7 protein-coding genes are annotated in these 16265 nt (G+C 71.6%); 2 read left to right on the top strand and 5 right to left on the bottom strand.

The annotated features are described in order from the left end of the window. Nucleotides 1–70: 70 nt before the first annotated feature. The gene (locus tag SL103_RS25455; RefSeq protein ID WP_069571265.1) at nt 71–2458 is read left to right on the top strand and encodes an ATP-binding cassette domain-containing protein; all 2388 of its coding nucleotides are present in this window, start codon (nt 71–73) and stop codon (nt 2456–2458) included. 134 nt (nt 2459–2592) lie between these two features. Here SL103_RS25455 and SL103_RS25460 read toward each other — a convergent pair whose 3' ends face one another. The 5 genes from SL103_RS25460 to SL103_RS25480 all read right to left on the bottom strand — a co-directional run bounded on the left by SL103_RS25460 (nt 2593) and on the right by SL103_RS25480 (nt 12606). Next, nucleotides 2593–2937, bottom strand: a complete 345-nt coding sequence (locus tag SL103_RS25460; protein WP_069571266.1) for a hypothetical protein — start codon at nt 2935–2937, stop codon at nt 2593–2595. Nucleotides 2938–3176: 239 nt separating this feature from the next. Next, on the bottom strand, nt 3177–5786 hold the full coding sequence (locus SL103_RS25465; protein WP_244304197.1) for a SpoIIE family protein phosphatase: 2610 nt from the start codon (nt 5784–5786) through the stop codon (nt 3177–3179). Nucleotides 5787–6088: 302 nt separating this feature from the next. Further along, complete coding sequence (locus tag SL103_RS25470; RefSeq protein ID WP_069571268.1) at nt 6089–6847, bottom strand: class I SAM-dependent methyltransferase; 759 nt, start codon at nt 6845–6847, stop codon at nt 6089–6091. Further along, nucleotides 6844–8112: an MFS transporter gene (locus SL103_RS25475; RefSeq protein ID WP_069571269.1), complete on the bottom strand. Its 1269-nt coding sequence runs from the start codon at nt 8110–8112 to the stop codon at nt 6844–6846. The genes SL103_RS25470 and SL103_RS25475 overlap by 4 nt, the downstream gene beginning before the upstream one ends. A 9-nt stretch (nt 8113–8121) precedes the next feature. Continuing rightward, nucleotides 8122–12606 carry an aminotransferase class I/II-fold pyridoxal phosphate-dependent enzyme gene (locus SL103_RS25480; RefSeq protein WP_347877864.1) on the bottom strand — a complete coding sequence of 1495 codons (4485 nt, stop codon included), beginning with the start codon at nt 12604–12606 and terminating at the stop codon, nt 8122–8124. A gap of 562 nt (nt 12607–13168) precedes the next feature. Between SL103_RS25480 and SL103_RS25485 the strand changes: the two genes are divergently transcribed. After that, nucleotides 13169–16039 (top strand): SpoIIE family protein phosphatase, encoded by a 2871-nt coding sequence (locus SL103_RS25485; RefSeq protein WP_079145970.1) that lies wholly within the window; start codon nt 13169–13171, stop codon nt 16037–16039. Nucleotides 16040–16265: the final 226 nt, after the last annotated feature.

The following is a 16265-nucleotide window of genomic DNA, read 5'->3' on the forward strand; positions in this document are numbered from 1 at the left end:
AGCCGGCCTGATCGAGCCGGGCGACGCCGACGGAGACCGCACAGGCGGCCCGCGTGACAGAGGGAGACAGATGAGCAGGGCCACCGGGACGGACACGCAGCCGCCTGCACCGCACCTCGCCGACAGCCACGACCTGATCCGCGTGCACGGCGCGCGCGAGAACAACCTCAAGGACGTCAGCATCGAGATACCGAAGCGCCGGCTGACGGTGTTCACCGGTGTCTCGGGATCCGGCAAGAGTTCGCTGGTCTTCGACACAATCGCCGCGGAGTCGCAGCGGCTGATCAACGAGACGTACAGCGCCTTCGTGCAGGGCTTCATGCCGACCCTGGCGCGGCCCGAGGTCGACGTCCTCGACGGGCTGACCACCGTGATCGCCGTCGACCAGCAGCGGATGGGGGGCGATCCCCGCTCCACGGTCGGCACCGCCACCGACGCCAACGCCATGCTGCGCATCCTCTTCAGCCGGCTCGGGAAGCCGCACATCGGCTCGCCCGGCGCGTACGCCTTCAACGTCCCGTCGGTCCGGGCGAGCGGTGCGATCACCGTCGAGCGCGGCACCACGAAGGCGGTGAAGGCGACCTACTCCCGCACCGGCGGCATGTGTCCGCGCTGCGAGGGCCGGGGCACGGTCTCCGACCTCGACCTCACCCAGCTCTACGACGACTCCAAGTCGCTCAACGAGGGCGCCCTCAGCGTCCCCGGCTACAAGCCCGGCGGCTGGAACTTCCGGCTGTACAGCGGGTCGGGGTTCTTCGACGTGGACAAACCGATCTGCAAGTACACCAAGAGGGAGCTGCACGACTTCCTGCACCGCGAGCCGACCAGGATGAAGATCGAGGGCATCAACATGACCTACGAGGGGCTGATCCCCCGGGTCAGGAAGTCGATGCTCGCCAAGGACCGGGAGGCGATGCAGCCGCACATCCGGGAGTTCGTGGACCGGGCGGTCACCTTCACCACCTGCCCCGAGTGCGACGGCACCCGGCTGAGCGAGGCGGCCCGGTCGTCGAAGATCCAGGGGATCAGCATCGCCGACGCCTGCCGGCTGCAGGTCAGCGACCTCGCCGAGTGGATCCGCGGCCTCGACGAGCCGTCCGTGGCGCCGCTGCTGACGGCGCTGGGCGAGACCCTCGACTCGTTCGTGGAGATCGGCCTCGGCTATCTCTCGCTGGACCGGCCGTCGGGCACCCTGTCGGGCGGCGAGGCGCAGCGCGTCAAGATGATCCGCCATCTCGGCTCCTCGCTCACCGACATCACCTACGTCTTCGACGAGCCCACCATCGGCCTGCACCCCCATGACGTGCAGCGGATGAACGACCTGCTGCTGCGGCTGCGGGACAAGGGCAACACGGTCCTGGTCGTGGAGCACAAGCCGGAGACGATCGCGATCGCCGACCACGTCGTGGACCTCGGCCCGGGGGCCGGTACGGCGGGCGGCGCCGTCTGCTTCGAGGGCACCGTCGCGGGGCTGCGGGCCGGCGATACCGTCACCGGCCGCCACCTCGACGACCGGGCCTCGCTCAAGGAGTCGGTGCGCAAGCCCACCGGCACGCTGGAGGTCCGCGGCGCCACCGCCCACAACCTCCGGGACGTCGACGTCGACATCCCGCTCGGCGTGCTGTGCGTCGTCACCGGCGTGGCCGGCTCCGGCAAGAGTTCGCTGATCCACGGCTCGATCCCCGCCGGCGCGGGTGTGGTGTCGGTGGACCAGGCGCCGATCCGCGGCTCCAGGCGGAGCAACCCGGCGACGTACACCGGGCTGCTCGACCCGATCCGCAAGGCGTTCGCGAAGGCCAACGGCGTCAAGCCGGCGCTGTTCAGCGCCAACTCCGAGGGCGCCTGCCCCACGTGCAACGGCGCCGGCGTCATCTACACCGACCTGGCGATGATGGCCGGCGTCGCCACCACCTGCGAGGAGTGCGAGGGCAAGCGGTTCGACGCCTCGGTGCTGGAGTACCACCTCGGCGGCCGCGACATCAGCGAGGTGCTCGCGATGCCGGTGACCGAGGCCGAGGAGTTCTTCGGCGCGGGCGAGGCGCGCACCCCGGCCGCGCACAGGATCCTCGAACGGCTCGCGGACGTCGGGCTCGGCTACCTCACCCTCGGCCAGCCGCTCACCACGCTGTCCGGCGGCGAGCGGCAGCGGCTCAAGCTGGCCACGCACATGGCCGACAAGGGCGGCGTCTACGTCCTCGACGAGCCGACCGCCGGCCTGCACCTCGCCGACGTCGAGCAGCTGCTCGGCCTGCTCGACCGGCTGGTCGACGCCGGCAAGTCGGTCATCGTCGTCGAGCACCACCAGGCGGTCATGGCACACGCCGACTGGATCGTCGACCTCGGTCCGGGCGCCGGTCACGACGGCGGCCGGATCGTCTTCGAGGGCACCCCGGCCGACCTCGTCGCCGCCCGCTCCACCCTCACCGGCGAGCACCTCGCGGCCTACGTCGGCTCCTGACCGGGGCCCTCGCGGCCGCTCGTGCCGCTCCCGTACCTCCCGGTCCGTGCCCGGCCGGGAGGTACGGGAGCCGCTGTGGGCGCCGGTCGCGGTCACCGACCTCACCGGCAGGTCGTGCCGGCCCCGAAAGGGAGTCAGATGCGGCGCACCCGCGCGGCGATGCCGTGGCCGAGCAGCAGATAAATCACCGCGGGCAGGCCGTAATTGAGGACGACGCGCAGGCCCTCGACGTCCATGGTGAATATGTCCTGGGACCAGCCGGCCAGCCAGTCGGCCACGCCGTGCACAAATCCGACGAAGACATTTCCCTGGTTCGCCTCAAGGAGATAAAGCAAGATCCACAGGCCCAGAAATCCTGCGGCGATGTCCGCGATGGTATGGAGGGCCAGGGCTGCCCGGTTTGCCCCGGCGCCGTCCCGGGTGACCCTTCGGGTGTCGCGGTGGGGTTCGTAGGGGTGGTAGGCGTCGTTTGCGGGCATGGGCTCATGAGGACCGTTCATGCCCCCTTACTTGCCTGACCCGGATACCCGAAACGTCTTTCAAACCTGCGATTCGATATCGGTTTCCGGAGCCCGGATCCTTTTCTCCGACCGGCCCGCGGAGCAAATTCGGACACCGCATTACTTCTCACCGGTTCAGGCACATGCGGCACTCTTGGGGAAATGTATTCGCATCGCAGGGTATTGCGCCGCCGCCCCGGCCCCGGGAGGCCCGCCGCTCACAGCAGCGGCCCCCCGATGACCTGCTCGGCCCAGATGATCTTGCCTTCGGGGGTGTAGCGGGTGCCCCAGTGCTGGGCGAGCTGGGAGACCAGGAAGAGGCCGCGGCCGCCCTCGTCCTCGTCGGCGGCGTAGCGCAGGTGCGGGGAGGTGCTGCTGGTGTCGGAGACCTCGCAGATCAGGGTGCGGTCGTAGAGCAGGCGGACGCGGATCGGGCCGGTGGCGTACCGGATCGCGTTGGTGATCAGTTCGCTGAGGATCAGCTCGGTGGTGAACGCGCTCTCCTCCAGGTCCCACCGTGTCAGCTGCTGGGAGATCTTCGCCCGGGCGTCACCCACGGCGGCCGGGTCGGCGGGGACGTCCCACTCGGCGATGCGGTCGGGGTCCAGCAGGCGGGTGCGCGCGACGAGCAGGGCGATGTCGTCACGCTGGCGGTCGGGGAGCAGGGCGTCCAGCACGGCCTCGCAGGTCTCCTGGGGCGTCCGCCCGGAGTGGGCCAGGGTCGTGGCGAGGGTGCGCATCCCGGTGTCGATGTCCCGGGTCCGGTCCTCGACGAGGCCATCGGTGTACAGGACGATGCTGCTGCCCTCGGGCAGGGCCAGGTCCACCGCCTCGAACGGCAGGCCGCCGAGGCCGAGCGGCGGGCCGGGCGGGAGTTCGGGGAACTGCACGGTGCCGTCGGGGTGCACGATCGCCGGCAGGAGGTGCCCGGCGCGGGAGAAGCTGCACACCCCGCCGGCCGGGTCGTAGATCGCGTACAGGCAGGTGGCGCCCGCGACCACGGCGTCCTCGTCCGCCACGACCGCCTCCTGGTCGATGCGGTTGACCAACTCGTCCAGGTAGCTGAGGAGTTCGTCGGGCGGCAGGTCGAGGGTGGAGAAGTTCTGCACCGCCGTGCGCAGGCGGCCCATCATGGCGGCGGCGTGCAGTCCGTGGCCGACCACGTCGCCGATGACCAGGGCGACGCGCGCGCCGGGCAGCGGGATGACGTCGAACCAGTCGCCGCCCACGCCGGTCTGGGCGGGCAGATAGCGGTGGGCCAGGTCGAGGGCGTTCTGTTCCGGCAGGCCCCGCGGCAGCAGGCTGTGCTGGAGGGTGACGGCCATGGCGTGCTCCCGCGTGTAGCGGCGCGCGTTGTCGATGCACACCGCGGCGCGGGCCGCCATCTCCTCGGCCAGGGACAGGTCGCCCTCCTCGAAGGGCGGCCGCTCCCGGGTGCGCCAGAAGTTGGCCACCCCCATCAGGACGCCACGCGCCTGGAGCGGCACGGTGATCAACGACCGGCAGCCGTGGTTCACCACCAGCTCGAAGCGCTCGGGGTCCTGGGCGCGCCAGTCGTCGGCGGCCCGTACGTCGGTGATGAGCACGGACTCCCCGGTGACGAAGCCGGTGGCCATCGGGGTGGTGCGGGGGAACCGGTGGCTCTCGCCCGCTGCGTAGAGGGGATGGTCCTCGCGGATGCCGGCGAGCGCCACCCGGCGCAGCTCCGGCGCCTCGCGGTACGACCCGATCGGCGGCTCCTCACCGCTCAGGACGGGTTCGGCGAGGTCGACGGTGACGTACTCGGCGAACCAGCCGACGGCCACCCCGGTCAGCTCCTCGGCGGTGCGCTGCACGTCGAGGGTGGTGCCGATGGCCACGCTCGCCTCGTACAGCAGCCGCAGCCGGCTCTGGGCGGACTCCGCCTTCCCGGCCAGCGCGAGGAGTTCGGTGGAGTCGCGCAGCGTGGCGACACTGCCGGGCGGGCCGCCCCCGCGGTCGGTGGGCCGGTTGTTCACCGCCAGCAGCCGGTCCCCCACCGGGAGCACCTCGTCGGTGGCGACCCGCCCGGAGACCAGCAGCTCGGTGGTCCGGGGGGCCAGCCCGAGGTCGGCGACCGGGCGCCCGTCGACGTCCGGATCGAGGCCGAGCAGCCGCCGTGCCTCGTCGTTCGCCAGCATCACGCGCCGGTCCGCGTCGACGATCACCACGCCCTCGCGCACCGCGTGCAGCACCGCGTCGTGGTGCTCGTACATGCGGGTCATCTCGGCGGGGCCGAGGCCGTGGGTCTGGCGGCGCAGGCGCCGGTTCGCCAGCGCCGAGCCGGCCGTGGCCAGCGCGAGCGCCGCGGCCCCGGCGCCGAGCACCAGCGGCAGCTGCCGGTCGACCGCGCTGCTGACCCGCTTGACCTTCAGGCCGGACGACACCAGGCCCACCACCGCGCCGTGCGCGTCGGTGACCGGGACGACGGCCTGCACCTCGTGCCCGAGCGGGCCGTACACGCTCTCGATGGTGACGTGCCCGTTGAGCGAGGGCTTGATGGTGCCGACGAAGTGCTTGCCGATCTCCTGCGGCTTGGGGTGGGTGTAGCGGATGCCCTGCCGGTTCATGACGACGATGAAGTCGACGCCGCCCCGTTTGCGGGCGTCCTCGGTCAGCGGCTGGAGCACCGCGCTGGGGTGCGGGCTGCGCAGCACGTCGACCAGGCCGGGGCTGTGCGCGAAGGCTTCGGCGGCGGCGACCGAGCGGTCCTTCGCGCCCTGGAACCGGTCACTGCGGGACTGGACCACCAGCGTGGTCACCGCGGCCACGACGAGCAGCAGCACGATGAGGATCTGGAGGAGGAACATCTGGCCCGCGACGCTGCGGTTCCCCGTGAGCGAGCGCAGCCGCCCCTGGGAGGTCCTGGCCGTCCCGGTGGAGCTGCCGGGCCGCGCACGCCGGTCGTTGCGGCCCTGGCGCCGACCGGTGATCCGGCGCTTCCGAGACGGCCACGGTACGCGGCCGGAGAATCGGGCCATGGTCCATATCTACCCTGCGTCCGAGGGGTCCGACGCACACCACGCCGGGATGCCGCACGGCTGTGCGACGGGCCCGCGGGGCCGGCTGCCCGGTGGTGTCACGCCCGTTCTCCGGGTCGCGTACGGCCCGGTCACGCGCGCCTGACCGCCCGCAGCAGCACCATGCCGGTGTCGCCGTAGTCGGGACAGGTGGGGTCGGCCGGCACGTGCGTGAGCGAGAGCCGCTCGGTGTGCGGGGTGAAGACCGCGCGGATGACGGTGCCGTCCACCGGGCAGCCCGGCCACCGGGGTGCGGTGCCGATGCGGTACGTCGGCATGTTCTCCATGAAGGCGGCGACCAGGGGCCCGCCGGGCCGTACGGCCGTGACGAAGGCGCGGCAGAGCTCCGCGAACTCCTCGAAGTCCTCGGTGACGCTCTCGGCGACGAAGTTCATCGAGGCCAGGTCGTAGGTGCCGGCCGGCAGGGTGCGGACGTCCCGGTGCACCACCCGCACGTGGGCCAGCGCCTCCGTGAGGGTGGCGGGCAGGGCGGGGTCGAGCGCGCGGCAGAGCGCGTAGAACGGCTGCCAGCTCGGGTCGGGGCCGTCGCGGAGCTGGCCGGTCAGGTAGGTGACGTTGGCCGAGCTCAGCTCGATCGCGTCGACGCGCCGGCTGGCGGCGCCGGCGAGCATCAGCGGGTAGAGGTTGGGCCCGGCGCCGAACTCCACCGAGCGGCCGATGCTGCCGGGCGGGAACTGCTGGTAGAAGGCGGAGTGGTGCCGGATGACGGCCGCGTCGCAGGGGTGGATCTCGCGGTAGTTCTCGGCGAGGTAGTCCAGCACCGGCCAGTTGTCCCAGTCGGCGTCGTCATTACGCACAAGATCCGGCGTGTCACCGGCGGGCTGCTTCATGTGCCCTCTTTCGCGGAACGTGGGTCACTGTCCCGGTCCACCGAGCGTACGCCGGGGACGTAGAGGAAGACCAATGTGACGACGGCGCCCAGCACGCCGGCGCCGATCAGCGTCGGCCGTACGCCCACGGCGGACGCGACGGGCGCGGCCAGGGCGTAGGACAGCGGCAGCAGGGAGATCGAGACGAACCACTCGACGCTGGAGACCCGGCCGAGCAGCGCGCCCGGCACCAGCCGCTGCTTGGCCGTGGCCCAGGCGATCAGGCCGGCGGTCTCGAACCCGTTGACCGCCGCGCAGGCCGCGGCCAGCTGCCAGGAGCCCTGGGACAGGCCGTAGCCGGCGACCGCGAGGGTGGCCAGCGTCCAGGACACGTAGATGAAGGTCATGAACCGTGACGGCATCCCGAGCTGCCCCACTGCCAGCGCCACCAGCACGGAGCTCAGGCCGCCGCAGGTCAGGACCAGGCCGAGGTCCCCGGCGGAGCCCCCCAGCTCGTTCTTGATCAGGTACGGCAGCAGCACCTCGGCCGGCCCGAGGAAGAGCAGGTAGGCGAAGGTCGCCGAGACGTAGGTGGCCCACAGCCAGCTGTTGGCGCGGACGTAGACCAGGCCCTTGAGCAGGTCCGCCCACACCGAGCCGGCCGCTTGCTCCGGCGGTGGCATCGGGCGGATGCAGAGCAGGCAGAAGACGGAGACCATGAAGGTGACCGCGTCGAACGCGAACGCCCCGCCGGTCCCGATGCCCGCGACGAGCACGCCGCCCAGCGCGGTCCCGCCGATCTGCACCGCCGCCGGGCGGACGAACTGGTCGAGCGCGTTGGCCTCGACCAGTTCGGACTTCAGGACCAGGGTCGGCACGATGGCGTCGTACGCCGGCGGGTAGAACCCGGCCGCGCCGCCGTACACCATGACGGCGATGATCAGCTGCCACAGCTCCAGCGTGCCGCCGAGGGCCAGCGTGGCGAGCGCCATCAGGCACACCATGCGGACGATGTCGCTGATCAGCATGGTCCGCCGGCGGTCGAAGCGGTCGCTGACGACGCCGCCCAGCAGGACCAGGGCGACCTGGGGGACGGCGCGCGCCACACCGACCGCGGACATCGCGGCGGGCGAGCCGGAGAGGCTGTAGACCTGCCAGGCCAGCGCGACGAGCAGCACCCCGTCGCCCAGCAGCGAGATGCTCATCCCGATCCACAGGATCCGGAAGTCGCGGTGGGCCAGCGGTGTGAGCAGGCGCACCCGGCGGGCGCGGCCCGCATCGTCCATGACTCGCATTCAGGTCTTTCGCCGCAGTTCGAACCGCTCCGCCAGCACTGAGATCGTCTCGTTGAGCCGGGTTATGTCGTCATCGGTGTTCGCCGCGGTGACCTGGACGCGTACGCCGACGCGGTCGCGCGGGACGAGGGGGTAGGCGGCGAGCGTGACGTAGATGCCGTGGTTCCACATGAACCGGCCGACCTCGTCCAGGTCCGCGCCGTTGGTGAGCGGGAGCTCGATGATCGGCAGCCCGCTGGTGTTGGGCGTCTCCAGGCCGAGCCCGTGCACGTGCTCCAGCACGCGCGCGGTCTTGCGGTGCAGGTCCGCGCGGATGCTGTCGCCGCGCCGGTCGTTGACGTCGAGTCCGGCGAGCGCGGTGGCGAGGGAGGCCGTCGGCGAGGGGCCGGAGTACAGGTAGGGCGCGGCGGTGACCTTGAGGTGGTTCTTCATCCACGTCGGCAGGGCCAGGAACGCCAGCAGCGAGGAGTACGCCTTGGAGAACCCGGCGACCAGCACCATGTTGTCGTAGGTCTCGCCGAGGTGCCGGACGATGCAGTTGCCGCGGGCGCCGTAGGGGGAGGTCTCGTCGGCCCGGCGCTCCCCGATGATGCCGAAGCCGTGCGCGTCGTCGATGTAGAGCAGGGCGTCCCGGGCGCGGCAGATGTCCACCAGGTGGGGCAGGTCGGGGAGGTTCCCGGTCATGCTGTCGACCCCGTCCAGGCACACCATGCGGGTGGCGCCGGCCGGTGCCCTGCTCAGCAGCGCCTCCAGCTCCTCCGGCCGGTCGGCGTGGAAACGCTGGACCGTGGCGCCCTGTGACCGGGCGACCTGGCATCCGTCGTAGACGGTGCGGTGCGCCCGGGCCTCGACGAAGATGTGCCCCTCGCCGCCGAGCACCGGGATGACGGAGGCGTGGATGAGGGTGATGGTCGGCAGCAGCAGGGTGTCGGGGGCGTCGAGCAGTCCGGCGAGCCGCTCCTCGATCTGCGGGTAGAGCCGGGGGTTGCCGATCAGCCGAGACCAGCTCGGGTGCGTGCCCCAGCGTCTGACCTGCGGTTCGATCGATTCCATGATCTCGGGATCGAGGTCGAAGCCCAGGTAGTTGCAGGACGCGAAGTCGATGAGCCAGCGTTTGCCGCTGCGCAGGTGCCGACCCTTCACCTCGTCGATCACCGCATCGCACATCGGATTGGTCTGCCGGAGGCGTTCGAGCTCGCCCCACCGCGGATCGTGCCGCGCGCCGGTCTGTGTCCCCAGTGCCTTTCGCACGTGATCCTCCTCCGCCCCGTGCCGGCCGGTGGCACCCGCCCCCTGGGGAGTCGAGGGTGCGGTGCCCGGGCGGAGGCGGGTGCGGCGCTGCGCGGCGTTGCCGGTGAGGGAGGGAAGCCTGTGCTCACCCATGGTCCGCAGCAGTTGCTCCGCCTGATCCGCCGTCATCGGGCGGGCGAACAAATAGCCTTGCCCGAATCGACATCCCATGGCAGCCAGCCGGTCTCTTTGTTCAACCTCTTCGATGCCTTCGGCGATGACCTGCAGACCAAGGGTGTCAGCGATGCGCACGATACCCTCGACCAGTGCGACTTGTTGCTTGTCGACGCCGATGTCGTCGATAAATGACTTGTCGACCTTGAGCAGGTCGATGGGGAATTCCCGGAGATAGCTGAGCGATGAGAATCCGGTGCCGAAGTCATCGATCGCCATCCCCACACCGAGGTCCTTGAGTTCCCGCATCACCTCCCGGATCTGTTCGTCGGAGTGCATCAGCACGGTCTCCGTCAGTTCCAGTACGAGCGAACCGGCACTGAGGCCGGACGTACTGAGCACGTCGCGGACTTCGTCCAGGAAACCGGGGTCCCGGAATTGACGGGCGGAAACATTGACGGTGATGTGCAGGGAATGCGGCCGTGGGATGGACTGCTGCCAGCGGGCGACGTTGTTGGCGGCCTGTTCGAGCACCCAGGCGCCGAGCGGCATGATGTGCCCGGTTTCCTCGGCCAGGGCGATGAACTGGTCCGGCTGCACCAGGCCGTGCCGGGCGTGCGGCCAGCGGGCCAGTGCCTCGAATCCGGCGAGTTCGCCGGTCGCGATCTCCACGATGGGCTGGTAGCGCACGTCGAACGCCTCGGTGTCGATGGCGCCCTCCAGGCGGGCCCGGAGTTCGTGCCGTTCGAGCATTCCGCTGTGCAGTTGCGCCTGGTAGCGGCGCCACTGCCGCTTTCCGGCCGTCTTCGCCGCGTAGAGCGCGAGGTCGGCATGGCCGAGGAGTTCCTCCGCGTCGGCACTGTCCTGGGCGGTGGCGATGCCCACGCTGGCCGACATCCGGATCATTTCGCCGGAGAGCCGGAAGGGCTGGTTGAGGTTCTGCACGACCTGTTCGCCGAGCACCTCGGCGTCCGCGGGGTCGCGCGCGCCTTCCATCAGCACCCCGAATTCGTCGCCTCCCAGACGGGCCGCGGTGTCGCTGACGCGCAGCGACCCGGCCAGCCGCCGGGCCACCGCGACGAGGAGTTCGTCCCCCACCGAGTGGCCACTGGTGTCGTTGACGACCTTGAAGTCGTCGAGGTCGATGAAGAGGACGCACGGCACGGTCCGGTCCCGGCGGCCACGCAGCAGCGCGCGCTGGATCCGCTCCACGAGGAGCACCCGGTTGGGCAGTCCGGTCAGCGAGTCGTGGAAGGCGCGGTGGGTCAGTTCGCGCTCCAGCTTGCGCTGCTCGGTCACGTCCCGCAGCGTCAGGACCAGTCCGCGTACGGTCTCGTCGTGCCGCAGGTTGCTGCACCGGGCCTCCACGTCGATGCGCGCGCCGCCCCGCTGGAGCACCTGCCAGTCGTCGCGGCTGTCCTGGTCGCCCTCTTCGCGCATGCGCTGCAGCGCGTGCAGGGCGCGGCTGCCGTCCTGGGCCGCCATCAGCTCGGTGAGCCGGACGCCGCCGAGCGGCGTCCGGCCGAACATTCCCTCGGCGGACGGGCTGGCATAGCGGATGGTGTTGTCGTCGTCGAGGATCAGGATGACGTCGGAGGTGTTGTGCACGAGGGTGCGGAAGTACGCCTCGCTGTTGCGCCGGTTGATCTCCTGGCCGAGCGCCACGCGTTCCATGGCGAGGGCCGCCTGGGAGGCGAGGGTCTCGAAGGAACTCCACCGCTCCACAAGGCATTTCTCGGTGCCCGCCACGACCAGGGCGCCGATCAGCGAGTCCCCGACCGGCCCGTTCCTGATGGCCAGCGGGCACAGCAGCGCCTTCGGCAGGGCCCCCAGGGCGACGGTCGCGGTCGCGCCGAGCTCCGCGACCGGCAGGAGCTGCGTCTCCCTGGCGAGGAAGTGGGGGCGCCAGGCGTCGGCCGTCTCCTCGGTCCAGCTGACGGACCAGTTCGCGCGGCGCGTGACGGTGCGGACGACGCTCAGCCTGGCCTCGTCCGGGGCGAGCCGCAGCAGCGCGACCTCGAACCGCTCCCCCGGCCCGAAGAGGGGCTCCGCGGCACGCTGGATGGACGTGGCGATGTCCTCCACGCCGGCCGCGGCGACCAGGGACGCGGCCGCCGACCGCAGGCCCCGTTCCCTGGTCACCGCCATGAGGTGCACGGCGACCAGGCCCGACAGGCGGGCGAGGACGAGCAGGAAGAGCACGGCCGAGAACACCGCCATCACGGTCACGTCGTGCATGTCGCCGCGCAGGGACTCCAGGATGAGCATGACGGGCGCGATGAGCGACGCTCCGGCGAGCACGACGAGCCGCCGCGGGCGGATTCCGGCCGGCTGCACGGGGGTCCGTTCGGTGAGTTCCACCATGGACGGGTGCAGCGCGGCCAGCCCCCACGCGGTGAAGAAGACCACCCAGCCCAGGTCCATCGGCGTGCCGACCTGCCAGGTGCCCTTGAGCTGGAGGAGCCCGTAGAGCACGTCGGAGAAGAGGATGCCGAGGGTGCCGAGGGTGAGGAGCTGGACGGCGCGCGTCCGGACCGAGCCGGGGGCCAGCAGCCGGGCGAGCATCGCCAGCATCAGCACGTCACCGAGCGGATAGGCGATCGAGATCGCGCGCTGCACCCACGTCATGTCGGGGGCCGTGGTGTAGGGGTTGATCAGGAAGTCCCATGACAGCAGCGCCAGACCGGACGTCAGGATCAGCGCGTCCAGCAGGCTCGCCAGGTCACCGCCGGTCCTGCGGTACCGGATGAAGCCCAGCAGCCCGCCGGCGAACAGGGGGTAGGTCGCCAGGTAGAAGACGTCGGCCAGCGAGGGAAACGGGTTCTGCTGGTCGAAGAAGGTGTTCAGCACGTTGTACGTGGTGTCGCCGGCGGTGAAGGCGAGGTTCGCGGCGGCGAGCATCAGCCAGGGCCAGGCGTGCGCCGGCCGGTGGATCCGGAGGCCCAGCACGACGGCGCCGACGCTGGCCAGGCCGATCGCGGCCCAGGTGACGGTGTGGGCGGCCGGCACCGTCAGATACACGATGGTGGGAGGGATCACCGCGAGGACGTACGCGGTCATCAGGTGGCGTGTGCGGATCACGGAGAACCGCCTCCTCCCGTTGCCGGACGGACGACATCGGCGTCTTCGTCAGCAACGCGTGATCCGCCAGCGGCCCGCCCGGCCACACCTCCTCCGGCTTCTGCACGGGGCTGCAACCCGGCGATTCTGATACTATGTCCGATTTTGTTCATGCGCATGGCAGGGGGTTGGGCATATGCCATCGGCGCATGCGGACAGTTGGGCGTCCGACCGGGGCGTGCCGAACGGCCGCCGCGCACCGCCGCGCACCGACCGGACGGTCCCGCTCGGGGCAGTTGGCGGCGCCCGCCGCGAACGCCTCGCAGCCGATGAGCGATTGAGGGCGCATACGAAGCCGTTCCGGGCCGCCGGTGACCGCGGTGCGCGGCACGACGGGGCGCCGGGCGGTCCGCCACCGGGCACGAGCGGCCGCCGAGCGGCAATGAGCAGCGCTCAACGACTCGACCCCCGGGCAGTCCCGGCCGTCAGCCACCGCGGGGCACGCTCGCGCGGCAGTCCGGCCACCCCCGCACAGCGGCAGAGCCGGTCACCACGCAAGGGGGCAGAATGCTACATATGGGGCATGAGGGAAAATTTCCGGCGAGAGGGTGACGGCCGCCGCGGCTCGTCCCCCTCCCACCGGCAGCGCCTTCGCTCCCTGCTGGACGTGCGCAGCGTCGCTGGCCAGGTGTTCGTGCTGCAGCTGGCCCTCGTGGTGCTGCTGGTCCTCGCAGCCGTACTCGCGCTGGTCTTCCAGGCGCAGAACGCGACGATGCGGGAGGCGCGGCAGCGCTCCGTCGTGGGGGCGGAGACCTTCGCGCACGCCCCGGGCACCCTCGCCGCCATGGAGTCCGCGCACCCCACCGCGCTGCTCCAGCCCCAGGCGGAGGCCGCCCGCAAGCGCTCCGGGCTCGACTACATCGTCGCGTTCCGCCCCGACGGCGTCCGCTGGACCCACCCCGACCCGCGTCTGATCGGCACGCGCGTGGTCCTCGGCAGCGTCAGGCCGGCCCTCCACGGAGAACGGTCCACCACCACCCTGAACTCGTCCCTCGGCCCCGCCGTGAACACCGTGACCCCGGTCATCGGCCCCGACCACCACGTCGTCGGCCTGGTGTCCGCCGGCATCCGCCTGCAGAAGACCGGCGAGCTGATCGCCGGCCAGCTGCCGCTGCTGCTCGGCTCGGCCGCCGGGGTGCTGCTGCTGGCCGTGGCCGGCACCGCGCTGGTCAACCGCAGGCTGCGGCGGCAGACGCACGGCCTGGACCCGGCGGCGATGTACCGGATGTACGACCACCACCACGCGGTGCTGCACGCCGTCCGCGAGGGGGTGCTGATCGTCAGCAGTGACGGGCGGCTGCTCCTCGCCAACGACGAGGCCCGGCGGCTGCTCGAACTGCCCGCGGACGCGGAGCAGAACCGGCGCCCGATCGCCGACCTGGGTCTGGAGCCACGGCTGAGCGCGCTGCTGACCTCCGGGCGGGAGGCCACCGACGAGGTGCATCTGTCCGGCGACCGGCTGCTGGCGGTGAACGTCCGGCCCACCGCCCCCTACGGCGGCCCGGCGGGGAGCGCGGTGACCCTGCGGGACACCACCGAGCTGCAGGCGCTCACGGGCCGGGCGGAGGTCGCCCAGGAGCGGCTGCGGCTGATCCACGACGCGGGTCTGCGGATCGGCACCACGCTGGACGTGGGGCGGACCGCGGCGGAGCTGGCCGACGTCGCGGTCCCGCGGTTCGCCGACGTGGTCACCGTCGAGCTGCTGGAGCCGGTGCTGCGGGGCGACGAACCGGAGACCGCGACGACCGCCGACCTGCGGCGGATGGCGGTCCGGGGCGTCCCCCAGGAGTCGGCCATCTATCAGGTCGGCGACGTGATCAGGTTTGTGCCGGGCACCCCGATGGCCGTCGGCCTGGAGAGCCGCCGCCCGGTCTTCGTGGCCGACCTGCGCGGGTCGGACGCGTGGCGGCGGCAGGATCCGGAGGGCACCCAGCGGGTGCTGGACGCCCGGATGCGCTCGCTGATCGCCGTACCGCTCCAGGCGCGCGGCGTGGTGCTGGGACTGGCCAACTTCTGGCGGTCCGACCACTCCGACGACTTCGAGGAGGAGGACCTCTCCTTCGCCGAGGAGCTGACCGCACGCGCCGCGATCTCCATCGACAACGCCCGCCGCTACACCCGCGAACACACCACGGCGGTCACCCTGCAGCGCAGCCTGCTGCCGCAGGTCCTGCCCGAGCAGTCGGCGCTGGACGTGGCGCACCGCTATCTGCCGGCCCAGGCCGGGGTCGGCGGCGACTGGTTCGACGTGATCCCGCTGCCCGGTGCCCGGGTCGCCCTGGCCGTCGGCGATGTCGTCGGACACGGTCTGCACGCCGCCGCCACCATGGGCCGGCTGCGTACCGCGGTGCACAACTTCTCCGCCCTCGACCTGCCGCCCGACGAGTTGCTGAGCCATCTGGACGAGCTGGTCAGCCACATCGACACGGACGAGGAACGGGCCGCCTCCAGAGCGGCCGGCGGCCGGGGCGAAGGCGCCGGGGAGACGGTCCGGCCGGGCATCGGCAGCGACACCGACGGGGTCCGCCCGGACGGCGGCCGTACCGGAATCACCGGCGCGACCTGCCTGTACGCCATCTACGAGCCGGTGGCGGGCCGGGTGACCCTGGCCAGGGCGGGCCACCCGGGACCGGCGGTGGTCGCCCCCGACGGCGGCGTCACCTTCCCCGAGGTGCCGGTCTCCCCTCCCCTGGGCCTGGGCGGCAGCGTCCCGGTGGAAACCGCGGAGCTCACGCTGCCCCAGGGCTCCCGGCTCGTGCTGTACACGAACGGACTCGTCGAGGACCGCAACCGCGACATCGGCACCGGCCTGGACCTGCTGCGCGCGGCGCTGGCCACCGGGGCGGACCGCACCCCCGAACAGACCTGTACGGCGGTCCTCGACGCGATGCTGTCCGAGCACCCCAGCGACGACATCGCCCTGCTGGTGGCCCGCACCCACCTGCTGGACCCCGCCCGGGTCGCCGAGTGGGAGGTCGCCTCCGACCCGGCGGCGGTCGCCCCCGTCCGGGCCGCCTGCCTGCGGACGCTGGAGTCCTGGGGCCTGGAGGCGCTGGAGTTCACCACCGAACTGATCCTCAGCGAGCTGATCACCAACGCCATCCGATACGGCGCCCAGCCCATCCGCGTCCGCCTGCTCCACGACCGCGCCCTGATCTGCGAGGTCTCCGACGGCACCAGCGCCTCCCCGCATCTGCGACGGGCCGCCACCACCGACGAGGGCGGCCGCGGACTGTTCCTCGTGGCCCAGTTCGCCCAGCGCTGGGGCACCCGGTACACGCCCGGCGGCAAGGTCATCTGGACCGAGCAGACCCTCGACGAGGGCCGGCGGGAACGGGGCCCGGACGCGGCCGAGGACATCCTCGACCAGTGGGACGACGTCCCGGCGCTCTGAGGCCACGGAGCGCACGGGCATATGCGTACAGCGTATGTTTGACCCGTCGAAGCGCCCTGCCTACGCTCGAATTGGCGACTTCTTGAGAGCTCACCAGTCACTCCTTGAGAGCGCACCGCTCAGGGAGTCCGCTCTGATGTCAGTGAGCAGGTCGGAGCCCTGCGAACCCGCCCCACCGTTGTGCCGGGGCCTCACGCGTTGCCGGTGCCGGGTGGTGCGGCCAGGA

The sequence above is a fragment of the Streptomyces lydicus genome (assembly GCF_001729485.1).
Classification (GTDB): Bacteria; Actinomycetota; Actinomycetes; order Streptomycetales; family Streptomycetaceae; genus Streptomyces; species Streptomyces lydicus_D.

Coding starts and splice junctions, on each gene's coding strand:
- SL103_RS25475 (WP_069571269.1), bottom strand. CDS start 8,112: ATGGACGATGCGGGCCGCGCCCGCCGGGTGCGCCTGCTCACACCGCTG.
- SL103_RS25460 (WP_069571266.1), bottom strand. CDS start 2,937: ATGCCCGCAAACGACGCCTACCACCCCTACGAACCCCACCGCGACACC.
- SL103_RS25465 (WP_244304197.1), bottom strand. CDS start 5,786: ATGTTCCTCCTCCAGATCCTCATCGTGCTGCTGCTCGTCGTGGCCGCG.
- SL103_RS25470 (WP_069571268.1), bottom strand. CDS start 6,847: ATGAAGCAGCCCGCCGGTGACACGCCGGATCTTGTGCGTAATGACGAC.
- SL103_RS25485 (WP_079145970.1), top strand. CDS start 13,169: ATGAGGGAAAATTTCCGGCGAGAGGGTGACGGCCGCCGCGGCTCGTCC.
- SL103_RS25455 (WP_069571265.1), top strand. CDS start 71: ATGAGCAGGGCCACCGGGACGGACACGCAGCCGCCTGCACCGCACCTC.